Genomic DNA, 22,662 nt, shown 5'->3' with positions numbered 1-22,662 from the left:
TCTTAAAATCCCTCCGTACAGATCATGAGCGTCTGTCAAGCAGTTCCTGTGTCAGCTCATACATAAATTCACTATTATCAAACTTTTTGATATGTGCCAGCGCTTGAACAGTCAGCTGAGATGCTACCTGTTTTGACCTTTCAAGACCCAGCAAAGAAACATAAGTGTTCTTGTGCTGTTCGCTGTCGCTGCCGATCGGCTTGCCAAGCTCTTCAAAAGTGCCTGTGACATCGAGGATATCATCAACTATCTGAAAAGCCCTGCCCATAGCCTGTGCATAGTCTGCCGCCGCAGGTATCAGGTCAAGCCTTCCTGCTGCGATAACACCCATAACGCAGGCAGCTTCTATCAGCGCACCTGTCTTGCAAGACTGAAGAGTGTTCAGCGTTTCTATGCTTATCTCCTCATTCTCAGTTTGCAGATCGATGACCTGACCGCCGATCATGCCGTCAGTGCCGATGGCTTTGGAAAGCACTGATATCAGCATAACAGCCTTGTCAGCAGAAATAGTACCTTCCATTGCACATTCAGAGATAACTTCAAATGCCAGGGTGTTCAGTGCATCACCGGCAAGCAGCGCGATATTCTCAGGAAAAGCCTTGTGACACGATGGTTTGCCGCGCCTGTAATCATCATCGTCCATACAGGGCAGATCGTCATGTATCAGCGAATAGGTGTGTATAAGTTCGACCGAACATGCGAGTTTCAACATTTTATCAAGGTCTTCGCCGCCGCACATACGATAAAATTCCAGCATCAGCATAGGTCTTAAGCGCTTGCCGCCGGCTGTCAGTGAATACTCCATAGCTTCGAGCACAACGCCCTGCAATTCGGGCTTATTTTCTGTAAATTTCAGCAGCTGCTCATCGACTTTATCAGCATATGCTTTCATCAGCAGCTTGTTATTCTCAGTCATTTTCGTTATCTCCGTTCATAGTTTTTACGGTCAGCTTAGCGTTTTCAAGAGCCTTTTTGCTCTCCACCGTCAACCCTACGCCCTCTTTGTAGAGTTCAAGTGCTTCGTCAAGTGGCAGCTTGTCACTTTCAAGCTGTCTGACGATCTCGTCAAGTCTTTTAAGATTATCTTCAAAAGTCATTTATATCAGCCTCTCGGTCTACAGATCTCACGCGTACATTCAACGCATTTCTTGGGAGATCTTCTAATTCTTTTTTATCACAGCATCAACACTTCCGTCAGCAAATCTGATTTTCACGGCATCTCCATCACTGAGTTCACATGCTGCCGTGACAGCCCTGTCATCACGCTCGACCAGTGTATATCCCCTGTTCAAAACATTAAAAGGGCTTAGCATCTGAAGCTGAGATACACCTCTTTCAAGGCGCATATCGCATATTTTCAGTCTGTTTTCCATAAGCATTCTAAGATGTTTTTCCAACTCACTCAGACGCTTCTCGGACTCGTTGACCCTTCTGGCAGGAGATACAGATCTCAGCCTTGTATCAAGTCTTTCAACATCTATCATCCTGCCGCGCAGATAAATGCCCAGACTGCTGTCAAGACGCGCCCTCATAACGCTCAGCGCCGAATACATCTCACTGATATCGGGCGTAGCTATCTCAGCTGCCGCTGATGGCGTTGGGGCACGCATATCTGCTGCATAGTCGGATAATGTAGTGTTGATCTCATGCCCCACAGCGGAAATGACAGGCGTTTTGCAGGCAGCTACCGCCAGCACTACCGACTCGTCATTGAACGCCTCAAGACTTTCGGCAGAGCCGCCGCCGCGCGACAATATTATCGTATCTGCCCCGCTAAGATCAGCCGCATACAAAGCCCTACAAACTGATTCGGGTGCAGTATCGCCCTGAACTGTTGCGGGATAGACCTCCACCACGCACAAAGGGTAACGCCTGCCGACAACATTCAGTATATCCTGTAAAGCCGCACCTGTAAGTGAAGTCACTATCGCCAGTTTCTTTGGCACAAGCGGGATCGGCTTTTTGCGTGATCGATCAAAAACTCCCTGTTTTTTCAGCTTTTCTTTGACAAGTTCATTCTGTGCATGAACTATGCCTTCGTCACCCAGAACAGCGATATCCGTCACATTGATCTGACAAATCCCGTCACGTTCATATACATCAGCGGCGCCCATCACCAGCACACTCATTCCGTCAGCAGGCAGCGCTTTAAGTTTTTTTACACGACCCGCAAACATCACACATCTGATAGAACTTGATTCGTCCTTGATGCTGAAAAATGCGTGACCTGTCTTGTAATGCACATTGAAATTAGCTATTTCGCCTTTGACGGCAACCCCTTTGAATTTCAACTCTTGCTTTATTTTGAACGCCAGCAGCTTGTTTAGCTGGCTGACTGTCAGAACGCTCATACTTTTTTTCCTTTCAGTGCCGCATATATTGCTATGCCGACAGCATTGTCGCCCGACAGTTCGGGAGATGCAAAATAAGCATCGAACTGCTCTGCAAGTTTATCAGCGATAAGTCTGTCTGCCATGACTCCGCCCGCGTAGATAACAGGCATTCTGCCGTACTTTTCAATACCCGCGGATGTCATCGCGCGTATCGTTTCATAAATATATGTCAGACAGAATTTAGCAGCATCTTCGGGGGGTTCACCTGCTTCAAGCATCTTACAGCACTTGTTCTCGACACCTGACAGCGAGCAGTCAAGCCCCTTTACAGAAGGTCTGATCTTAAAATCTCTGCTGCTGTTTCGCGCGAGTTTTTCAAGTTCTTCGCCGCCGGGAAACGGCAATCCGAGCCTTACTGCAAGCCGGTCTATGCACTGCCCCGCCTTAAGGTCAGACGAATGTCCTATCTCAGTCAAAGAAACGACCTTTACTTCATCCCGTCTGCAAAGCAGCATATCTGTCGTGCCGCCGCTGACATGAAATGCAAGAAAAGGTTCGTCATTATCAAGAAGCCCCAGCTTACCGCAGGAATAGAGTGCTGCCAGTACATGACCTTTCTGGTGAGATGTGCAGCTTATTGGCAGACATTCAGCTGCCGCCACCGCTCTGCAAACATTCTCGCCCACAAGAAAACATGGCATATAAGAACCCTCAACTTCTCTTGGTGCATACGAATATGCACACCCCGTAAGAGTACGGCGCTCCTCAAACAGTTCTTCCATTAGTTCGGGCAGCTGTTTTGTATGATGGAAAACAGCGTCGCTCTGACGCAGTCCGCGTTCACCTTGCTTTACGGGCAACAGTCTTCTGCATGACTTGTTATCACCTGTAACACTGTCATACAGCGCACAGCTTGTCCTGTAATTACTTGTATCTATCCCAAGATAGAGCCCCATCAGCCCTCGTCCTTTTTAAGTTCTTTTGAAAAAGCACCCAACAGACCGTTAACGAATGAAACATCCGGTTCCAGCGCATACTTCTCAGTCAGGCTGACAGCTTCACTTATAGCCACGTTAACCGGGACTTTATCATCATAAAGTGCCTCATATATAGCTATCCTAAGCACAGCCAGATCAACTTTAGGTATACGGTTCAGCGCACGTTTGTCGGAATACTTTGAGATTATTGAATCAAGTTCTTCCTGCTTATCGAAGACACAGCGAACAAGATCCTTTACATCGTCATTCAACAGTAAAAATTCGCCAAGTTCCTCAGCACCTTCAAATAGAGATTCCAGCTCCTCGTCTAAAAAGAGTTTTTCAAAAGACAGCAAAAAAGCAGCCTGTCTTATATCATGTCTACTTGCCACACGAACACTCCTAACAAAATTTATTATTCGGTAAAATGTACACCGCAAACAGTTACATTGACTTTTGCGACAGTGAGCCCCAGCATGGTCTGCACCGAACTCTTGATCTGCTCCTGTATCTGCTCAGCAGCAGCTATGGCATTAGTACCGTTGTTGAGTATAACGCCGATGGAAACAGAAAGCACATCATCGACCAGACCTATCCTTATATTTCCCATACTCTCCTGTCTGAGCCAGATCTGTCTGGGGGTCTTCATTACAGGCGCAACGCCGTAAACGCCGTCTATCTCGGTAATAGAGTTGGTAATTATCTGCGCGATAACGTCCTGATTTATGTGAAGACTTTTCTCGACCTTATTGGTATTTTCTGACATAATTAGACCTCCCGTCATTAAGCTGAGGGCACAGCACCCTATAACTGTATACTTGAGATTATTATAACATATTTTTCTCATAGATACAAGTATTTTTACGTGTTTTTTTTATAAGTTAACAATTTTTTATTTTTGTGCAAAAAAAGCCCCGCACCACGCTGATACATTATCATCGTCGGTGCGGGTATTCAGGAGTATTTACCTTTTCAGGCAACATCAAAAATACGTATATTTTCTGTGGGTACAGTTATTTCGCTTAACAGGATATCTTTTATCTGTGCGGCTTCGCTGGCGATAAGTCCGTCGGGACCTGCCTTGACTACGATATTCGCGTTGTCGCCATCAAGGTAGCACACACAGTCGGTAAAACCTGCCGCTTTCACCAGTGACTCTATTTTATTCTCTGACTCCATAAGACCTGTCATCGCTGCGGCTTCTTCTGCTGCGACTGCCTTTTCTTCTTCAGTGGCATCTCCGCCGCCGATTATGGTCTTTAGCGTTTCCTTTGCTTCATCTCTTGCATTCATTCGGTCGATACGCGCTTGCGAGAAATAGTCCTCACTGTTCTTGTCAGCGCTGACAAGTTCAGCTTCCCCGTAATTTATGCTCTGGCGTTCTATCTTGTCCGTAGCCTTGATATCCACCCCCGAAGAAGACACTGCATAGTTTGCATACACCGCTATGCCCAGCATCAGTGTCATGCCTGCAAGTACGATCTGTTTCTTACCTATTACCAAACTTGGCTTTCTCATAAATATGTACCTCTTTCTATTTGCTTTTAGATTCAACACACACCCTGCCCGAAGAAATGTTCAGGGCGGTCGATACTGCTTTGAGCACCCTCTCATTTACCCTTATGTCCCCTCCTCCCTCACATACTACCACTACCCCGCTTATCTGCGGACGAATTACTCGTCTGACAAGTGCCTGCCTGCCGCTGCTGTTTTCAATTATGACTATGTTCTCGTCAAGTTTATCGCTTTTTCTGTCGGCATCTTCATCAGTATATCGGCTTATATTTTGAGCATAGACATATTCTGTAGTACCCTCAACCGACACCATTACCTCGCACTCACCAACGCCTTCTATCTTTTCCAGAAGTGATCTCAGTTCATTCTCAGTGCTTTTTCTGAAAGTATCTGCTTCATCGGAAGTCGTTTCAGATCCGCTTTCAGGCTCAGGTGCTCTCTTTTTGTCAGGTATGACTTCCGAGATCATTATAAGTATCATACCTGCAATACCCATCACCATTGCTATCCTTATTTTGTTAGGACTGTTCTTCAGTTTGTTTATCAGTAATTTCAGCTGTTCCATCGTTTTCCGCCTGTAATATTATTATCTCTGTCCCAGATGTTTCATTCTCTATCAGATATCTTGCGCTCTCACGCTGAGAGATATCTCTTATTTTTATCTCCACCGATACAAGTTCAAGTTCATTATCACCGTTTAGTCTGAGCGTGCATCTGACTTTTTCTGTTCTGATATCATTCTTATTCAGCAGTTCATAGAAATATTCATCGTATTCCACCTCAGCTTGTTCCAGAAATATATCTTCAAAACTGCGGTCAACACTTTCCGTTTCAGACCTTATGCTGTTCCCGAAATCTATCTCGTCAAACGAAAGTTCAAAGCCCTCAGCCATAAAAGGTCTTATCACAGCCAGAAGCGATATCAAACCGAGTATCGACATAAGGTGTTTCCTAAGACTGTTCACAGGTGACAGGATATTCAAAACTGTACTGACTATCCCCATAAAACAAGCTGTCATAATTGCCGTTCGTATCGCAGTCATTTTAGCCGCCCCCTGTCATCACAGCCATCAGTGCCGCTGTAGCTATCAAAAAAGCGGCTGTTATGGCAATGAGAATGCTAAGCCCTATCGACAGTACCGAGTTTATATTCTTTAAGAACTCTGCTGTCCTCTGTATACCAAGAAGTTCGTTGGCGATCCGCCCAGCCCATATGGTCAGTTTCATTGAGATGATCAGCATGAACGGACGCAAAGCTATCAGAAAAACGGCGATCATACCGAAACCGCCAACTGCCGCTTTTATCACCCCTGCACCGCTTTTAACCGCAAGGAATGCGTCTGATACAGAACTGCCGATAACAGGTATAAAGCTGGAGGCTGTGAACCTCAATGTACGTGACACAAGGTCATCAGCCGCCTTGCCTGTCACCCCCTGTATTGTCAGCAGCCCGACAAAAACCAGCATCACTGTAGAAAGCAGCCATGTTGTCAGCTTGCGTAAAGCATCAGTAAATCCTGATATCTTAAGTTTAGGGTCGGTCACTGAAACCACTGACAGTGCTGTTATGGTCGATAAAAGCGGTATAAGCAGCTTTGAAGAAATTAACTCGGCAGCTTCGCAAACAAGTACTGTTGATGCGCTGTACACACCCGCAGTCGCAGCATGACCGCCTGCTGTTGTAACAGCAGAAAAAATCGGTATATAGGATATCATAAAGGTATTGATACTGTTTACCGAGTTTTGCAGCCTCTCAAAGCTGTCAGAAAGACTTTCAGCCATAACAGTCACCACGCAGATAACGCACAAAGTACCGAAAACATCAGTAAGTTCGCTGTTTTCAGTACACAGCATGTTCATAGCCGAATATATAAGCGAAACAGCCAGTATACGCCCCAACATCACGAGCGGTTTTGTCAGCATCTCGGTGAACTTATCCCATAGTGAAGCGAAAAAACTGCGCTGGTCAAGCCCTGTCAGACTGTCGATGTCTGTAGGTGTGATACCTGCATCTCTCAGTTCGTTTTCAGTATCATCATCAAGCGCCGAACTTATTCGCTCTTCTATCTTATATTTCAGGTCATCAAGCTGTTTATTATTCATTTCAGCATAAACGTGCGGACAGAAAACTATCACCATCAAAAATGTTATTATAACAGTCAGTATATTTTTCATTTCTATCCCTCAGACAAGCAGTGTTTTTATCACACCTATAAGTGCTTCCAGCATCGGCAGTGAGGTTATCAGCAGTGCTGTCTTGCCAGCCATAAGCGTCTGCGAAGCGAGTGTGTTCTCACCGCTGTCACGGCAGATGCCCGAAGCGAAGTCAGTCAGATAGCATATCCCCAGTGCTTTAAGCAATATCCTCACATATTGCGGGTCAGCATCTCCCTCATAAAACAGCGAACGGATCTCTGCAAAGATCGAGCCGAGCGAACCCGCCGCTTTTACAAATATTATCACAGCAGCCACTGTCACCAGCAGCAGTTTTATCTCACGCGCATCAGATTCAACAGACTTGCATACAAAAACCGCAGTCAGCGCAAAAGCACATATACCGACTATATCCATCAGTAAAGCCCGAAAATGTTCTTTATCGTGTCAAAAAGTTCACCGATCTTGCTGACGACCATCATAAGTACCACAACAAGTCCTGCCAATGTGGTCATCATCGCCTGTTCATCGCGTTCGGCACGCTTTAAAAGCTGATTGAGCACAGCAACGATAATTCCTACCGCAGCTATTTTGAATATAAGATCAATATCCATCGATTTCACCTAGATCAGCAGCACAGCCGCCATCATTCCGATCGAAAAGCCTGCCGCCCTGTAAAGTTTTGTGTTTTTCTCGCATTTTTCCTTGACAGACCGAAGCACCGCATTGACATCAGACATCAATATAGACGTCTTTTGCAGCTGACCGTCCAGAGTCGTTTTACCGAAATCATATATATAGTCTGCCAGAGCGTCTTTCATTTCAAGGCTGCTTTCTCTCAGCGCAGCGCAGACCTCCTGTGTCAGTTCGCTGCTGCTTGTCTGAAAACAGCTGTGATATTCACCTTGCTTTGAAGACAACATCTTAAAAAGTTCTTCTGTCGATGCCCCGTAAGCTGACAGATAAAGCTGTATCTGTTCAAGAAGTTCCACAAGTTCTGTGAGCTGGATCACGCGGTCTTTCAGCCTGCATACTTCCATTTCACCCGCAAAAGCACCCGCCGCCGTAACAAGTACGGCACCTATAAATTTAAGCATTGCCGATGCCCTCTGCATTTTATGCTGATATTTCTGTTTTTATCAAGGTGTACCGTATAGTCAAATATACCCGCACTCAGAAGTTCACAGATATTTGCCTTTGAATTTAGTTCCTCAAAGCTGTCACAATGACAGCTGCATACCAGCTTTACGCCTGAATCAAGCGCATAAGTCAGCGATAAAACATCTTCTGAAGAACCTATCTCATCACAAACGATTATCTGCGGGGACATGACCCGCACTGCCGTTTCAATAGCATTTTTGCGTGGATATTTGTCAAAGACATCAGTCAGTAACCCCACATCATTCATCGGTCTGCCGAGATAAACAGCAGCTAGTTCTCCGCGTTCGTCAATAAGTGTCGTCCTGTAGACCATTCCGCACATTCTTGTCAGGTCACGCAGAATGGTAGTCTTGCCCGAAGAAGGCGCACCAAATATAAGCACAGAGGAAGGTCTGTCTGAAAAACATTTACAGAAGATATCAGAAGCACAGCCTTTGACTTCTCGCGGAACACGTATACAAACAGAATTGATTAGCCTGATGTTTGTGACAGCACCATCTTTTTCCGCATATGTTCCCGCAAAACCTACGCGGCAGCCGTTTTCAAAGCTGACATATCCTGCACGCAGCTGTTTTGCTGAACTGTGTACAGAATTTTTCAGCGCTCTTGTCATGACAATTTCGATGTCATCTTCCGTAACAGTATACCCTCCGACAGATTTCTGACCGGATGAAGTTGTCAGCGTCACAGGTCTGCCGATACGCAGTCTTATTTCGTCAAAAGACAGATCCATACCTCTGATATTGTCAGCGATACATGCGGGCAGCAGTCTGAAAACGCTTTCAAGACCTTTTGATTTTTCCAATCCATGTCCCTCCTTGCTTGTCCTTAATAAATAATATGCTGCCGCATACGTTTTAATGCCTTGAGAATTATTGACATGTGTATGAAAATGCTGTATCATTAATTATGATTTATGGCTATCACGCTGACAGATCATAATTAAGCCATATAGCAGATATATAAAGTGGCATATTCCGCCAACTTTTAAGATGGTGTGCAACTTGATTTGCTGAAGCTATTGACTCTTAACCTTACTTCAGGCTTATAATATTCACATAAGGTACCTTAAAATATTAAAGGAGTTGAGATCATGAAGATAGGTGACTTTGCAAAAGCATGCGGAACACGGATATCAGTACTGAGGCATTATGACAAGCTGGGACTGTTAAGACCCGTATATATCGACCGATTTACAGAATACCGTTACTATGACCGCTCACAGATCGCAGTATTTGAGCGTATTTCAGAGTTGAAAACGGTAGGATTTTCTCTTACAGAGATCTGCGAGATACTATACTCGGATAAGAACACTGAGGAAATATTCAATTCACGCAAAAAAACACTTGAAAAGCAGCTTTATGACCTCGAAAGACTGATAAACAACGGAGGTACAAAAATGGAGTCAAAATTCAAGCCATTGATCGAAGATATCGATATAACATTTGAGAACGATGAACAAATGATAGGCAAGTGGCTGATAGTAAGCGAGAATGGCAAAGAAATACTTGGTGACAAAAAGAAGATGATATACTTTCTGCCAAAGGGTGAGAGATACTGGTGCTATGGTTGGACTAAAGGAAAACTGATCTACGATGATGGAGAAAGTCGATTTGCTGATGACTGCCGTCTTGAACAACACGGTGATGATCTGTATATGATAATTGACCACAAGTCACAGGACTATATTGAAACAGGTGAGATAACACCGATCGCACTTCGCAAGATCGACAATATTCACTACACCAAAGGACAGATAGCACGAAGGGACGACATAAACAAACCATTCGTTCCCGACAGCAGAGTTATCGGAAAATGGATAACATATTGTTTTCTTGACACTGCCGAAATTCATGCTTCGGAGTTTATTCCAAAGATCGTACCGCCTGATGGAAGTCCTGAATACAATGTGAACTACTTCAAAGAGATAACCTTCAGCGAAGGCGGGCATGTTACAGCTATACTGGGCGATGAGATTATTACAGGTGATGACTTGCACACATGGACACGCGGCTTCTGGCTTCGCAAATATAACAGCAGTGCTTGTGCATACGAAATAAAAACATTTGATGGTATAGAATACCTTATCATCGAATGGAAAAGCGGTGACTACCGTTTCGGTGGATATGATACCAACTACTATGTGATGGTCAGGGCATAAAAAAAATCTCCGTACCTATGATACGGAGATCTTTTCATATATTAGATCTAAACAGTGTCCTTTTCTCTTATTATCTCAGGCTCAGCGCCGTCGCGAACGCATTCAGCAGTGATCTTGATACCTTTGATAGTGCTGTCAGACGGTGCATCGAACATCAGCTTTGTGAGTATCCTCTCAACGACCGATCGCAGACCTCTTGCACCGGTCTTCTGCTCGATAGTCACCTTAGCTATCTCAGTGAGCGCATCAGGTGTGACCTCAAAATCAATATCGTCCAGTCTGAACAGTTTGGTATACTGCTTTATCAGCGAGTTCTTAGGCTCTGTAAGAATCTTGCAGAGCGCACTTTCGTCCAACTCGTCAAGAACAGTTATTACAGGCAGACGACCAACAAGTTCAGGTACGATGCCGAACTTGACCAGATCGTGCGGAACGACCTTTTTAAGCACATTGAAGTCGGAAGACTTATTCTTAACAGTGCCGCCAAAGCCCATAGACGACGAGTCTGTACGCTTTTTGATTACAGCTTCGAGTCCATCAAAAGCACCGCCGCAGATGAACAGTATGTTCTTGGTGTCGATCTGAATGAACTCCTGATGGGGATGCTTTCTTCCGCCCTGCGGAGGAACATTGGAAACAGTGCCCTCAACTATCTTAAGCAGAGCCTGCTGCACACCTTCACCGCTTACATCACGAGTGATGGAAGTGTTTTCAGACTTTCTTGCTATCTTATCTATCTCGTCGATATAAATTATACCGTGAGAGGCTTCCTCAACATTGTAGTTAGCAGCCTGTATTAGTCTTGTCAGTACGTTCTCAACATCATCACCGACATAACCCGCCTCTGTAAGAGTGGTAGCATCGGCAATTGCGAAAGGTACATTCAGCAGTCTTGCAAGTGTTTGAGCAAGCAGCGTTTTACCTGTACCTGTAGGACCCAGCAGCAGCACATTGCTCTTCTGTATCTCAACATCATCAAAATCATCGTCAAGCGTCAGAATGCGCTTATAGTGATTGTAGACCGCAACAGAAAGTGCGATCTTAGCTTCGTCCTGACCGACAACGTATTCGTCAAGCACAGCCTTGATCTCAGCGGGCTTTTTAAGGGTGATGCCGTCTTCTGCAGATGCAGTCTTAACTTTTTTCGGGGGCTTCTCAGCCATTTTTACTCTTGGTGAAACGCTTCCCTGCTCTTCCAGAATGTCATAGCAGAAAAGAACGCATTCATCGCAGATGTGGTTATTGCCCGCAGAAAACATGTTTCTGACTTTATTTTCAGTTTTTCCGCAAAAAAGGCATCTTTTGAGTGTTTCATTAGCCATTTAGCTCACAACCTATCTTTTTGAAATAACCTTGTCGATAAGGCCGTACTCCATAGCTTCCTGCGCAGACAGGTAGTTGTCACGCTCAGTATCTATGGCTATCTGCTCTATGCTCTTGCCGGTATTCTCAGCAAGTATTTTGTTGAGTTTTTCTCTTGTAGCTACCAGATGGTCGGAATGGATCTTAACATCTGTACACTGACCCGATATACCGCCGCCGCCGATAAGAGGCTGATGGATCATTATCTCACTGTTAGGAAGAGAGAAACGCTTGCCCTTAGTACCGCAGGAAAGCAGAAATGCGCCCATAGAAGCAGCCATGCCCATGCAGATCGTGTTGACATCACACTTGATATAATTCATTGTGTCATAGATAGCCATACCTGCGGTGACCGAACCTCCTGGGCTGTTTATATATAGATCGATATCCTTTTCCGGATCCTGACTCTCCAGAAATAGCAGCTGAGCTGTAACGAGACTGGCAACATGATCGTCTATAGGCTCACAGAGCATTATTATCCTGTCGTTAAGCAGACGGGAGAATATATCCATACTGCGTTCTCCCCTGCTGGTCTGTTCTACTACATAAGGTACAAGTGCCATAAAAATGCCTCCTAAACAAAATCTGATACCTAAACGCCTTGATACGCGTTCGGGATAAATATAAGTATTCGCCCGCAAAAGCCGTCCACATTTCGTGGCGACGAATGCAGGCGATATATCTCTTACTTGATAACAGCAGACTCCTTGATTATATCAACAGCCTTGCCAACGGACAGATCCATCTTCAGATTCTCAGCGGGAATCAGAGCCTTGATCTGATCAACTTCCATCTTGTATGTTTCGGACAGATTCTTGAACTCTTCCTCCAGTTCCTCATCTGTTACCTCAACCTTTTCCAGTTCAGCGATCTTCTCGAGAGCCAGTCTCAGCTTGACCTGCTTCTCAGCCTGCTCAGCATAACCCTTCTTGATAGTATCGATAGTCTGACCTGTGAACTGCATGTACATATCCAGAGAAATGCCCTGAGGAGCCATTCTCTGCTCAAGCTCAGCAACCATCTCGTTAACTCTGTTATCATACATTACTTCCGGTATCTCAGCAGTCATGTTCTCGATGACCTTATCAAAGATGTCACCCTCGACCTTAGCGTCAGCAGCCTTTTCAGCAGCCTCTTCCAGCTTAGCCTTTATATCAGCCTTGTACTCGTCAACAGTATCGAAATCGGTAGAATCCTTTACCATATCATCATCGAGTTCAGGCAGTTCCTTCTTTGAAATGCTCTTCAGATTGATCTTGAATACTGCGGGTGCGCCTGCAAGATCCTTTACCTGATACTCCTCAGGGAAAGTAACATTGATGTCAAAAGACTCACCAGCACTGTGACCAACGATCTGATCCTCGAAACCGGGGATGAACTGACCGCTGCCCAGTTCAAGATCGAAGTCTTCCGCCTTGCCGCCCTCAAATGCAACATCGTCCTTGAAGCCCTCAAAGTCGATCTTTACAGTATCGCCGTTCTCAGCAGCTCTGTCATCAACAGTCACGATCCTGACATTCTTCTCTCTCAGTTCGTCGAGCTTCTTCTGAACATCTTCATCAGTTACAGCATTGACAACTTTTTCAACCTCTATACCCTTGTAGTCCTTAACTTCTACCTCAGGTCTGGTGGTGCACTTAGCCTTAAGCTGAACGCCCTCTTCCTTGCTGATCGCAACTACCTCGACCTCAGGCTGAGTAACAAGGTCAAGACCTGACTCATCGATAGCACCGTTAACAACAGGTGCATACAGCAGATTAACAGCATCCTCATAGAATACTTCCTCGCCGTACTCCTTCTCGATCAGCTTTCTGGGAGCCTTACCCTTACGGAAACCGGGCATAGAAATATTCTTTCTTGCTCTGAGGTATGCCTTCTGCAGTGCTTCCTCAAAATCCTTTGCAGGTATCTCGATCTCCAGCTCATAGCTGTTAGTTCCAACATTATTTGTAGCCTTTAAACTCATTTTAGAATTCCTCCAAATAAAAATATATCTTTAATATTATAGCATACTTTTGCTGTTATTTCCAGTACTTTTTTAGAAATTGTCACTTTGCACAATTTCAGTAATATCCAATGGGTCAAAATGCAAAAAATCACTTGATATCAGGCGATAATTAATACCATCGTATACACCATTCACTGCATAACCATGTGCTTTGCCATGCAAATGTCCGTAAAAGACCCTTTTGATCCCGTACTTATAAAGAACGTCAAGTATCTCAAAGTTTCTGCTCTCTCCATATACAGGTGGATAATGCAGAAATACTACAGGTCTTAGCCCGGCGGCTATTGCAGATTTTATTGACAGTTCCAAACGTATCGCCTCGCGGGCGATGACTTTTGCACTGGCAGGCTCACTATTATCATTGACCCATCCGCGCGTTCCGCAAATGCCGATACCGCCGAAAGCATAATGGTTATTATGCAGTATATTCAGTGTATTGAAGCCTTTTTCATCAAAAAATCTCTGCATTTTCGACACAGTGCTCCACCAGTAATCATGATTGCCTTTTGAAATGATCTTAGTGCCGTTGAGTTTATTGAGAAAATCAAGATCCTTCTCGGTCTGCTCAAAATTCATGCCCCATGACAGATCACCGGGCAGTACCACAATATCCTCAGGTCTGACCTTTTTCTGCCAGTTCTGCTGTATCCTGTTAACATGGTCGTCCCAGCCTCCGAAAATATTCATCGGCTTATCGACACCGAACGAGAGATGCAGATCAGCGATCGTGTATAGTTTCATTGTATACTCCTGTTCTATATCGGTAAATTTTTCCTGTTATAAACAGCCTGAAGCCGCGTACACTAGCATTACCCGAAGAAAAGGAGTGTACAGTCATGGAAAAGGATAAGATCTATGGTATTCATTGTGATGTGGAAAACTGCGTTCACAATCAGAACGGCAGCGAATGCACCGCAGGCAGGATACAGGTGTGCAGCACTTGTTCCGACCCAAACTGCTGTGACGAAACTGTCTGCAAGACCTTCAAGGCATGCGACAGCTGTCACTGAACTGTGCCGCCCCATACGGGCGGTACATATATTATTTTACATTCAGCGCTCTGAATACGAAGTCTTTCATTTCGTCCTTTGCGATGACCTCAGAGAACCTTATTTCCTTATCTTTAAGTGATGCCAGCGATGCAGGTATAGGCATGCCTGAAGCCTTGCCAAGTTCCTCGACCAGAGTGAACTCGTCGCTGCCGTTGTCCTTGCCCAGTGCGCTCAGTACAGAACCGCTGAACTTATATGGGCTTGCAGTGGAAGCGATAACGGTCTTGGTCTTGTCGCCTGTTGCTTTCACATATTCCTCGTAAACTGAAACAGCCACAGCAGTGTGGGTGTCGCAGGTATAAGAATACTTGTCATAGTACTCCTTGATCGTAGCCTTAGTCTTTTCGTCATCGCAGCAGCCTGCGTAGAACTCTTCAGCCAGGATCTTCTTCACCTCATCGGTAACTTCATACCTGCCCTCGCTTGCCAGCTTGCCGAACCACTCTCTGATCTGAGCATCGTTTTCGCCGCAGAGGTGATATAGCAGTCTTTCAAGATTTGAAGAGATGAGTATATCCATCGAAGGTGAGATAGTCGCATAGAACTGTCTGTTTCTATCATAAACGCCTGTCTTGATGAAATCAGTCAGGACATTGTTTGCGTTTGAAGCGCAGATCAGCTTGTTAACGGGCACGCCCATCTTCTTAGCATAGTATCCTGCCAGAATGTTGCCGAAGTTGCCTGTAGGAACAACGATATTGATCTTGTCGCCCTCAGCGATCTCGCCATCTTTGAGCAGCTGTGCATAGCTGGAAACATAGTATATGATCTGAGGTGCAAGTCTGCCCCAGTTGATGGAGTTTGCAGAGGAGAACATCATGCCGTTCTCAGCCAGCTTTTCACCTATCTCCTTATTAGTAAAAATAGCCTTGACGCCGTTCTGTGCATCATCAAAGTTGCCCTTGATAGCGCACACGCCGACATTCTGACCTTCCTGAGTAGTCATCTGCTTCTTCTGCATAGCAGATACGCCGTTGTCAGGATAGAATACCAGTATCTCGGTACCGGGAACATCCTTGAATCCTTCCAGTGCCGCTTTGCCTGTGTCGCCCGAAGTAGCAACAAGAATAACTACCTTCTTGTCAAGGTTTATCTTCTTGGTGGCAGTTGTCAGCAGATAAGGCAGTATCTGAAGTGCCATATCCTTGAATGCGCAGGTCGGACCATGCCAGAGTTCCAGCATATAAGTGCCGTCAAACAGGTGTGCCAGTTCTGCGATGTTTTCCGTATCAAAATTCTTGGTGTTGTAGGCACCCTCAACACAGTAGCGTATCTCAGCCTCAGTGTAGTCTGTCAGGAACTTTGAGAAAACAAAAAGCGCTCTCTCAGCGTAGGACATCTCACCCAGCTTCTTTATATCGTCCATCGAGATAGCGGGTATCTCGGAGGGGACGAACAGACCGCCGTCCTCGGATATTCCCTGTGCAATAGCCTGTGCCGATGTAACATTTACACCGCTGTTTCTTGTACTTCTGTAAAACATAAAACAACAACCCTTCTGTTATATTTCCCTTTTCGGGTAGAAACTACTTACTGCTCGCATCAAACGCAGCGCGGTAATACTTGAAATATACCACTCTGCCGTTTTCGTGATGCACCACTGCTACATCAAACCGACAATATGCTTTTATCTTAGTTTTGTAAAGATAAGCCCTTGCCGTTTTGATGAGTCTTTGCTTTTTTGTATATGTTATTGCCGACTCACCGCTGGTCAGTGCCCCGACCTTTCGGGTCTTGACTTCAACGAAAGCCAGCCTGTTCCCTTGCGCGGCAATAATGTCTATCTCGCCGCCCCTTACTGTGAAGTTGCGTGCGAGTATCTCATAACCGTTCTCTTTGAGAAAACCGCAGACATAATCCTCGCCTATATCACCGATGCTACGGCTGCTCTGCAAGTTTTGCATAATATTTTTTCAGAAAGCTGGGACGGTGTATCGGACTTTCACCGTACTTGTCTATCATCTGATAGTGCAGCTTTGTGCCGTAGCCCTTGTGCTTCTCAAACTGCCACTCAGGGAACTTCTTTGCCATTTCAAGCATGTATCTGTCCCTTGCCACCTTAGCAAGTATCGAAGCCGCCGCTATCGCCTGTGACTGTGCATCGCCCTTTACAACAGCTATCGCATCACATTCAAGTTCTGGAGTTTTGTTGCCGTCTATCAGGCAGACATCGGGCTTTATCTTCATGCTCTCGACAGCGCGCTTCATGGCAAGCATTGCACAGTTGAGTATATTGAACTTTTCAATCTCTTCAACTGTTGCACATTGTATTGAAAAATCCAGCGCCTTTTCGACTATGACTTCAAATAACTCTTCACGCTTTTTGGCGGTCAGCTTTTTGCTGTCATTTATACCTTCGATAACAGTGTCCTTATCAAAGACCACCGCCGCTGCAAAAACATCTCCCGCAAGAGGTCCTCTGCCCGCTTCGTCACAGCCGCATACCACATCATACTTATCGCGGTAAGTATTGTCAAATTCATTGAGTGTCATATAATCACCCCTTCGGCTTTTCAAGTGACAATCTGCCGAGTTTTCCGCCGCGAAATTCATCAAGTACAGTATTTGCTGCACGTTCGGTATTTATCTCGCCGCCTGATATCAGAAAACCGCGCTTTCTGCCAACACGCTCCAGCAGTTCATAGCCTTTGACACAGCCCTGCATCTCGTCCATAGGTTCAGGCAGGTCATCAAGTGATATGCCATAACGATCGGTCAGCAGTTCCGGATAATCATCATTAAGATATTCCAGTAACCTGCAAGCCAGATACTCGGTATCAAGTATAACGTCCTTGACTGCCCCTGTGAACGCCAACCGCTCACCCACCAGCTTATCATCGAATTTTGGCCAAAGAACGCCGGGCATATCCAGCAGCTCAAAACCTTCATCAAGTGCGACCCATTGTTTGCCGCGTGTGACACCCGGTCTGTCCTCGACCTTTGCCAGTTTTGCACCTGCCAGTCTGTTTATAAAAGATGACTTGCCCACATTCGGTATACCGACTATCATCATTCTGATAGGTCTGCCCGTCATACCGCGAGTATCCCATTTTTCTATCTGTTCACTCAGCAGTTCTTTCAGCATGGGGTAGAATTTGCTGACATTCCTTCCGCTTCGGCAGTCAGTTGCCAATGCAGGAACACCCTGTTTTTTATAATATTCTATCCACATGGAAGTTATATCAGGGTCAGCCGAGTCTGCCTTGTTCAGCAAGACCATTCTCGGCTTACTGCCGCATATCTTCTTTATTTCAGGGTTACGGCTGGAATAAGGTATCCTTGCATCGGTGATCTCCACCACCGCATCTACCAGCTTAAGATTTGAAGCCATTATTCTTCGGGTCTTTGACATGTGTCCCGGAAACCACTGCACTTTAGCAGCTTCACTCATCTCAGCCGCCTCCTTTCATCACTTTATCTTACCTGTTTTAGCGCGTTCCGAATAAAATCTGAACACAGCTTTGCCGACCACATCACTTTCACTGACAGCACCAAATTTTCTGCTGTCATTTGAATGATTGCGATTATCACCCATCAGGAACACGCTTCCCGCAGGTACTTCATATTCGTAAACTCCCCTTTCGGGGTCATAATATTTCGTATCAAAGCTGCCGTTGTCATCAAAGGAATGATACTTTACATAAGGTTCAGCTATCGCCTCACCGTCCACCGTGACTACACCTTCTTCATAGTCTATAGTCACCCGTTGACCGCCCAGCGCGATAACACGTTTTATTATCAGTTCACCCAGCATATCACTCCGGCAGACTACGACATCGCCCCTCGCCGGCTTGTAAAAGAGCGTTCTGATAATAAGCCTGTCGTTATCAAAGAGCGTATCTTCCATAGAAACGCCGTCAACTCTAACGGGTTCAAGCAGGAAAGAATACACCAGCATAACAGCGAGCACAGCATTCACAAAAGCAGTGAGCCGATCAAGAAAATTGCTTTCTGCCTGCGATGCCGCCTCATTCTTTCTGCCCGAAATGCAGTGCATTATCAGTCAACTTTGCCCAGCTGGTTCAGCGGGAATATCCTGAAAACAGCCTTGCCCATTATAGACTCTTCGGGTACATAACCGATGCTTCTGCTGTCTTTTGAGTCATTTCTGTTATCACCCATAACAAAAACGCAGTTTTCAGGTACTTCATATTCATACACGCCGTTTTCGGTCATGTATGTACGGTCAAAATAGCCGTTATCTATCATTATCTCCTTGATATGTTCGTTGGAGATCTGCTGACCGTTTACATATACATGGTTATTTGTGTAGTCGATCTTTATTTTGTCACCCTCAATACCTATAACGCGCTTTATGAGTATCTTACCCGCTGCATCACTGTCAACGACTACAACATCATCTCGTTCAGGTGTATAGTTAACATGGGTCATTATCAGTCTGTCGCCGTCAGAAAGTGTGTTGTTCATCGACCTGCCGTCTACCATAACGATCCTGAAAATGAATATGAACACCAACTGAACTATCAGCATGGCAAACACGAATGACTCGAACCATTCGAGTATCTCGTTCTTAATATCCAGTGGCTCTTTCGCTTTTATGTCATCGGGTTCAGCCTTTTTAACTGCCTCTATCTCTTCTTCGGTAACTTTATTTATCTTCTGCTCTTCTTCGTTTGTCTTTTCTACCTTATCGCTCATAGTAATTCTCCTTTTTCTGTATGAATACAAAATTACTCATATACACTACATTATAACAAATCCAAACAGAAATTACAAGTGTTTTTTCAAAAAAAATGATTTTTATACTTATTTTGTTAAACTTTTCCGTATAAACAAAAAGAGCCGACATACGCCGACTCTTTTATAAGAAGAATTATCTTGCTTCCTTGACCTTGGCAGCCTTACCAACTCTGTCACGGAGATAGTACAGCTTAGCTCTGCGAACCTTACCGCTTCTAACTACCTCAACCTTAGCAACAGCAGGCGAATGTACAGGGAATACTCTCTCGATACCGCAGCCGTGTGCTACTCTTCTAACAGTGAAGGTCTCGCTGATGCCGCCATGCTTCTTAGCAATAACTGTGCCCTCGAATACCTGGATTCTGGACTTGTCACCCTCAGTGATCTGTACGTGTACCTTAACGGTATCACCTACGTTAACTACGGGTGCGTCTTTCTTCATGCTTGCCTGTGCGATCTGCTTTAAAGCATCCACTTTAAAATTCCTCCTTTAATTTACAGACGTTCATTCGCTGCCATTAACATATGCAGCCAGAGGACCGTCCTCTTCAATGTCTTGCCCTTAGGCAGGCATTAACTCTCGTCGGGGATGCCGACGGTCATTCAAATGCTTAAATATTATATCATATTCCTGCTTGATTTTCAAGAGTCTGTCAGCAAAAATCTTCGCCATCAGCCAAAAGGATTTTTGTGCGTTCTATACAAATCTCTTCATTGTTAAGACCATACATGCCAAGAAATGTTTCAGCCACTACATTTGCATTCAGGTTAAAATTTCCGCCTGCGGGCAGCCTTATCGACAGCCTGAACCCATCGGTATCAGCTGACATTTCCTTTACATCCAAAGATGGTCTGATATCAACGATATTGACAGTCTTTTTCTTGCTGCGCTTCTCTATTTCTATCTTATCCTTTGACAGAAAGTCTTCAAAAAGTCCCATCGTTTCTTCCGATGACCTGTCAGTGACCATTCTTATGCTGTATTCAGCATAAGTTATCTCGGTATGGCTGTGGACAGGTATTCCGCAGCTGACTATCTTCATGCCCTCAGGCATCTGCGCATCCAGTGCTTTCACAACTTCATCGAAATCAATATCTTCAAGCAGAGCGATATCCATTACCTCCACCTTGCTTTCAAATCCCAGCGAAAGGGTCAGCGGGAACATTATATATATGCGCGGATTGAATCCTTGTGTATACCAGATGGGCAGTTTTGAGCGCTTTATCGCTCTCTGCATCGCGCGCATCAGGTCAAGGTGTGATATATATTTCGCTCTGCCGCACTTTTCGTATACCACCCGCCTCTCAAATCTGTCGGGACGCAGATTGACATTTTTAGGTTGAAGTCTTTTGTCTGCCACAATAAACACCTCCGCATTCGGGTCTTACACCACAACCCGAACAGCCTTCTTTGCAGTTGCGGGTCGTTTGTGCAAGGTGAGCCTTTTTATTCTCACGTACAAGAAATTCGTGCGACACCAGATAATCAAGGTGCGACCACGGTGCGACCTCATCGTAGCTTCTGGTGCGGTTTGCGTAAAAAGCTGTATCTATGCCTGTTTCAGCAAAAGCCTCAAGCCATTTGTCAAACTGAAAATGCTCATCCCAGCTGTCCATATAGCAGCCCTTTTTCCACGCTGAGTATATTGCCTTGCCGACACGTCTGTCGCCGCGTGCAAGCACCGCCTCCAGCACCGAAGTGTTTGAATAATGCAGACTCAGACGTATCTTCTTGCTGCGTACAGCAGACTTAAGAACTTCCTGCTTGTGATGTATCTGTTCTTCCGTTGCCTGCGGCTCAAACTCAAAAGGCGTAAAAGGCTTTGGCACAAAAGTAGCAGTTGATACCGCTATCTGTACCGAACGCCCGCGCTTTTCCATAGGCGTTTCAAAGTATAGCTGCAATATTTTGTCTGAAAGTTCAGCTATTCCGCGTATATCGTCATCTGTCTCGGTGGGCTGCCCCATCATAAAATACAGCTTTACCTGCGTATACCCCCACTCAAAAGCCATTTTGCAGGTGCTCATTATCTCTTCTTCGGTAATGTTCTTGTTGATGACATCACGAAGCCGCTGAGTGCCCGCTTCAGGTGCGAAAGTCAGTCCGCTTTTTCGTACAGCCTGTATCCTTTCCAGAAGTTCTTCATTGAAGCTGTCAAGTCTGAGTGACGGCAGTGCAAGGTTGACTTTTTCACCGTCAGTGTACTCGGAAAGACTGGTCAGCAGTTCGTTTATCTTTGTGTGGTCACTGGTCGAAAGTGATGACAGCGAAACTTCTTCATAACCGGTCTGCTCACACAGCGACTTTGTTTCATTTTTTATTGTGTCAATATTTTTTTCACGAAACGGTCTGTAAATAAATCCTGCCTGACAGAAACGACACCCTCTTATACAGCCGCGAAGCACCTCAACTACCGAGCGGTCGTGGACTATCTCGCTGAAAGGCACAACAAAGCTGTCAGGGTAATACACCTTGTCAAAGTCAGCGATAACGCGCTTTCTGACCCTTGCAGGCGTTTCGGGAACATTTGGTGTTATGCTTTTTACAGTGCCGTCTTCATTGTAATCCACATCGTAAAAGCGCGGCACATAAATGCCCTCTATTTTTGCAGCTTCCCGCAGGAATTCCTCTTTTGTAGGACATGAAGGCTTCATTTTTTCATATAATCTCAGCAGTTCAAGGTTGACCTCTTCGCCCTCTCCCAGAATGAACAGGTCAAAGAAATCAGTCATTGGTTCAGGATTGCAGACACAAGGACCTCCGCCCACCACAAGCGGTGTCAATGAAGTCCTCTCTTTTGCAAGTACGGGAAGTCCCGCAAGGTCAAGCATTTGCAGTACATTATTATAAGAAAGTTCATACTGCAATGTGAAGCCTATAAAGTCAAAATCCTTTATAGGGTCAAGGCTTTCCAGCCCATAGAGAGGGATATCGTTCTCACGCATCAGCATTTCAAAGTCTTTTTCAGGCATAAAAACGCGCTCACACCACCAGTTGGGCACCTGATTTTTCAGACCGTACAGTATCTTCATACCGAGATGCGACATACCGACATCATAAGTATCAGGAAAACAGAATGCGAAGCGCACATCTACCTTTTCCCTGTCTTTTACGACACTGCCTATCTCACCGCCAATATAGCGGGCTGGTTTGTTCGCTTTTAACAGTATCTTTTCAAGTTTGTTTTTGATCTCTTCCATACTTCTCACTCCCGCTTATGATAGATATTTATTATAT

At 45.1% G+C, this 22,662-nt stretch carries 29 protein-coding genes; 2 read left to right on the top strand and 27 right to left on the bottom strand.

Annotated elements, in window-relative coordinates:
- Positions 1 to 22: 22 nt before the first annotated feature.
- The 14 genes from CUS_RS14790 to CUS_RS14725 all read right to left on the bottom strand — a co-directional run bounded on the left by CUS_RS14790 (position 23) and on the right by CUS_RS14725 (position 8,945).
- On the bottom strand, positions 23 to 916 hold the full coding sequence (locus CUS_RS14790) for a polyprenyl synthetase family protein (protein WP_002852066.1): 894 nt from the start codon (positions 914 to 916) through the stop codon (positions 23 to 25).
- Complete coding sequence (xseB, locus tag CUS_RS14785; RefSeq protein WP_002851958.1) at positions 909 to 1,097, bottom strand: exodeoxyribonuclease VII small subunit; 189 nt, start codon at positions 1,095 to 1,097, stop codon at positions 909 to 911. Before xseB ends, CUS_RS14790 begins: the two co-directional genes overlap by 8 nt.
- Positions 1,098 to 1,160: 63 nt before the next feature.
- Positions 1,161 to 2,351 (bottom strand): exodeoxyribonuclease VII large subunit, encoded by a 1,191-nt coding sequence (gene xseA, locus CUS_RS14780; protein ID WP_002852213.1) that lies wholly within the window; start codon positions 2,349 to 2,351, stop codon positions 1,161 to 1,163.
- Positions 2,348 to 3,289 (bottom strand): peptidase M22, encoded by a 942-nt coding sequence (locus tag CUS_RS14775; RefSeq protein WP_002852216.1) that lies wholly within the window; start codon positions 3,287 to 3,289, stop codon positions 2,348 to 2,350. Before CUS_RS14775 ends, xseA begins: the two co-directional genes overlap by 4 nt.
- On the bottom strand, positions 3,289 to 3,702 hold the full coding sequence (nusB, locus tag CUS_RS14770) for a transcription antitermination factor NusB (protein WP_002851956.1): 414 nt from the start codon (positions 3,700 to 3,702) through the stop codon (positions 3,289 to 3,291). Before nusB ends, CUS_RS14775 begins: the two co-directional genes overlap by 1 nt.
- A 23-nt stretch (positions 3,703 to 3,725) precedes the next feature.
- Complete coding sequence (locus CUS_RS14765; RefSeq protein ID WP_002852288.1) at positions 3,726 to 4,076, bottom strand: Asp23/Gls24 family envelope stress response protein; 351 nt, start codon at positions 4,074 to 4,076, stop codon at positions 3,726 to 3,728.
- Between the two features lie 206 nt (positions 4,077 to 4,282).
- The gene (locus CUS_RS14760; RefSeq protein WP_002852068.1) at positions 4,283 to 4,828 is read right to left on the bottom strand and encodes a SpoIIIAH-like family protein; all 546 of its coding nucleotides are present in this window, start codon (positions 4,826 to 4,828) and stop codon (positions 4,283 to 4,285) included.
- Between the two features lie 16 nt (positions 4,829 to 4,844).
- Entirely contained in the window at positions 4,845 to 5,390 is a 546-nt protein-coding gene (locus CUS_RS14755; RefSeq protein WP_002852170.1) for a hypothetical protein, read from the bottom strand.
- Positions 5,344 to 5,868 carry a hypothetical protein gene (locus CUS_RS14750; RefSeq protein ID WP_002851954.1) on the bottom strand — a complete coding sequence of 175 codons (525 nt, stop codon included), beginning with the start codon at positions 5,866 to 5,868 and terminating at the stop codon, positions 5,344 to 5,346. The genes CUS_RS14755 and CUS_RS14750 overlap by 47 nt, the downstream gene beginning before the upstream one ends.
- 1 nt (position 5,869) lies before the next feature.
- Positions 5,870 to 7,000, bottom strand: coding sequence for a stage III sporulation protein AE (locus CUS_RS14745; RefSeq protein ID WP_002852237.1), 1,131 nt, complete (start codon positions 6,998 to 7,000; stop codon positions 5,870 to 5,872).
- 9 nt (positions 7,001 to 7,009) lie between these two features.
- Positions 7,010 to 7,396, bottom strand: coding sequence for a SpoIIIAC/SpoIIIAD family protein (locus CUS_RS14740; protein ID WP_002852040.1), 387 nt, complete (start codon positions 7,394 to 7,396; stop codon positions 7,010 to 7,012).
- Positions 7,396 to 7,593, bottom strand: a complete 198-nt coding sequence (gene spoIIIAC / locus CUS_RS14735; RefSeq protein ID WP_002852282.1) for a stage III sporulation protein AC — start codon at positions 7,591 to 7,593, stop codon at positions 7,396 to 7,398. Before spoIIIAC ends, CUS_RS14740 begins: the two co-directional genes overlap by 1 nt.
- A 9-nt stretch (positions 7,594 to 7,602) precedes the next feature.
- The gene (locus CUS_RS14730) at positions 7,603 to 8,076 is read right to left on the bottom strand and encodes a stage III sporulation protein AB (RefSeq protein WP_002852098.1); all 474 of its coding nucleotides are present in this window, start codon (positions 8,074 to 8,076) and stop codon (positions 7,603 to 7,605) included.
- Positions 8,061 to 8,945: a hypothetical protein gene (locus CUS_RS14725; protein ID WP_002852031.1), complete on the bottom strand. Its 885-nt coding sequence runs from the start codon at positions 8,943 to 8,945 to the stop codon at positions 8,061 to 8,063. The genes CUS_RS14730 and CUS_RS14725 overlap by 16 nt, the downstream gene beginning before the upstream one ends.
- Before the next feature lie 288 nt (positions 8,946 to 9,233).
- Here CUS_RS14725 and CUS_RS18825 point away from each other — a divergent pair, with 288 nt between their 5' ends.
- A complete protein-coding gene (locus CUS_RS18825) occupies positions 9,234 to 10,301 on the top strand; it encodes a MerR family transcriptional regulator (protein WP_002852247.1) in 1,068 nt (355 codons plus the stop codon).
- Positions 10,302 to 10,348: 47 nt separating this feature from the next.
- Here the strand turns inward: CUS_RS18825 and clpX are convergent, their stop codons facing one another.
- The 4 genes from clpX to CUS_RS14700 form a co-directional block, all read right to left on the bottom strand.
- The gene (gene clpX / locus CUS_RS14715) at positions 10,349 to 11,623 is read right to left on the bottom strand and encodes an ATP-dependent Clp protease ATP-binding subunit ClpX (protein ID WP_002851968.1); all 1,275 of its coding nucleotides are present in this window, start codon (positions 11,621 to 11,623) and stop codon (positions 10,349 to 10,351) included.
- Positions 11,624 to 11,635: 12 nt separating this feature from the next.
- Positions 11,636 to 12,226, bottom strand: coding sequence for an ATP-dependent Clp endopeptidase proteolytic subunit ClpP (clpP, locus tag CUS_RS14710; protein ID WP_002852191.1), 591 nt, complete (start codon positions 12,224 to 12,226; stop codon positions 11,636 to 11,638).
- 122 nt (positions 12,227 to 12,348) lie between these two features.
- Positions 12,349 to 13,629, bottom strand: a complete 1,281-nt coding sequence (gene tig, locus CUS_RS14705; protein ID WP_002852027.1) for a trigger factor — start codon at positions 13,627 to 13,629, stop codon at positions 12,349 to 12,351.
- Between the two features lie 72 nt (positions 13,630 to 13,701).
- Positions 13,702 to 14,412, bottom strand: coding sequence for a metallophosphoesterase (locus tag CUS_RS14700; protein WP_002852107.1), 711 nt, complete (start codon positions 14,410 to 14,412; stop codon positions 13,702 to 13,704).
- A gap of 95 nt (positions 14,413 to 14,507) precedes the next feature.
- Here CUS_RS14700 and CUS_RS19350 point away from each other — a divergent pair, with 95 nt between their 5' ends.
- A complete protein-coding gene (locus CUS_RS19350) occupies positions 14,508 to 14,681 on the top strand; it encodes a DUF1540 domain-containing protein (RefSeq protein ID WP_002852032.1) in 174 nt (57 codons plus the stop codon).
- Between the two features lie 31 nt (positions 14,682 to 14,712).
- Here CUS_RS19350 and thrC read toward each other — a convergent pair whose 3' ends face one another.
- The 9 genes from thrC to CUS_RS14655 form a co-directional block, all read right to left on the bottom strand.
- Positions 14,713 to 16,206 (bottom strand): threonine synthase, encoded by a 1,494-nt coding sequence (gene thrC, locus CUS_RS14695; RefSeq protein ID WP_002852269.1) that lies wholly within the window; start codon positions 16,204 to 16,206, stop codon positions 14,713 to 14,715.
- 43 nt (positions 16,207 to 16,249) lie between these two features.
- Entirely contained in the window at positions 16,250 to 16,627 is a 378-nt protein-coding gene (locus CUS_RS14690; RefSeq protein WP_037277627.1) for a YraN family protein, read from the bottom strand.
- Positions 16,602 to 17,216, bottom strand: a complete 615-nt coding sequence (locus tag CUS_RS14685; RefSeq protein ID WP_002852371.1) for a ribonuclease HII — start codon at positions 17,214 to 17,216, stop codon at positions 16,602 to 16,604. The genes CUS_RS14690 and CUS_RS14685 overlap by 26 nt, the downstream gene beginning before the upstream one ends.
- A gap of 4 nt (positions 17,217 to 17,220) precedes the next feature.
- Entirely contained in the window at positions 17,221 to 18,114 is an 894-nt protein-coding gene (gene ylqF, locus CUS_RS14680; protein WP_002852231.1) for a ribosome biogenesis GTPase YlqF, read from the bottom strand.
- Positions 18,115 to 18,132: 18 nt separating this feature from the next.
- Complete coding sequence (gene lepB / locus CUS_RS14675; RefSeq protein WP_002852000.1) at positions 18,133 to 18,720, bottom strand: signal peptidase I; 588 nt, start codon at positions 18,718 to 18,720, stop codon at positions 18,133 to 18,135.
- Between the two features lie 2 nt (positions 18,721 to 18,722).
- Positions 18,723 to 19,382: a signal peptidase I gene (gene lepB, locus CUS_RS14670; protein ID WP_002852273.1), complete on the bottom strand. Its 660-nt coding sequence runs from the start codon at positions 19,380 to 19,382 to the stop codon at positions 18,723 to 18,725.
- 175 nt (positions 19,383 to 19,557) lie between these two features.
- The gene (gene rplS, locus CUS_RS14665) at positions 19,558 to 19,899 is read right to left on the bottom strand and encodes a 50S ribosomal protein L19 (protein ID WP_002852304.1); all 342 of its coding nucleotides are present in this window, start codon (positions 19,897 to 19,899) and stop codon (positions 19,558 to 19,560) included.
- A gap of 178 nt (positions 19,900 to 20,077) precedes the next feature.
- On the bottom strand, positions 20,078 to 20,785 hold the full coding sequence (locus CUS_RS14660) for a TIGR03936 family radical SAM-associated protein (protein ID WP_002852287.1): 708 nt from the start codon (positions 20,783 to 20,785) through the stop codon (positions 20,078 to 20,080).
- The gene (locus CUS_RS14655) at positions 20,760 to 22,625 is read right to left on the bottom strand and encodes a TIGR03960 family B12-binding radical SAM protein (protein WP_002852053.1); all 1,866 of its coding nucleotides are present in this window, start codon (positions 22,623 to 22,625) and stop codon (positions 20,760 to 20,762) included. The genes CUS_RS14660 and CUS_RS14655 overlap by 26 nt, the downstream gene beginning before the upstream one ends.
- Between the last annotated feature and the right edge of the window lie 37 nt (positions 22,626 to 22,662).

This window comes from Hominimerdicola alba 8, assembly GCF_000178155.2.
In the GTDB taxonomy this organism is placed as follows: Bacteria; Bacillota; Clostridia; order Oscillospirales; family Ruminococcaceae; genus Hominimerdicola; species Hominimerdicola alba_C.
This window is presented reverse-complemented; position numbering and strand designations above follow the sequence as displayed.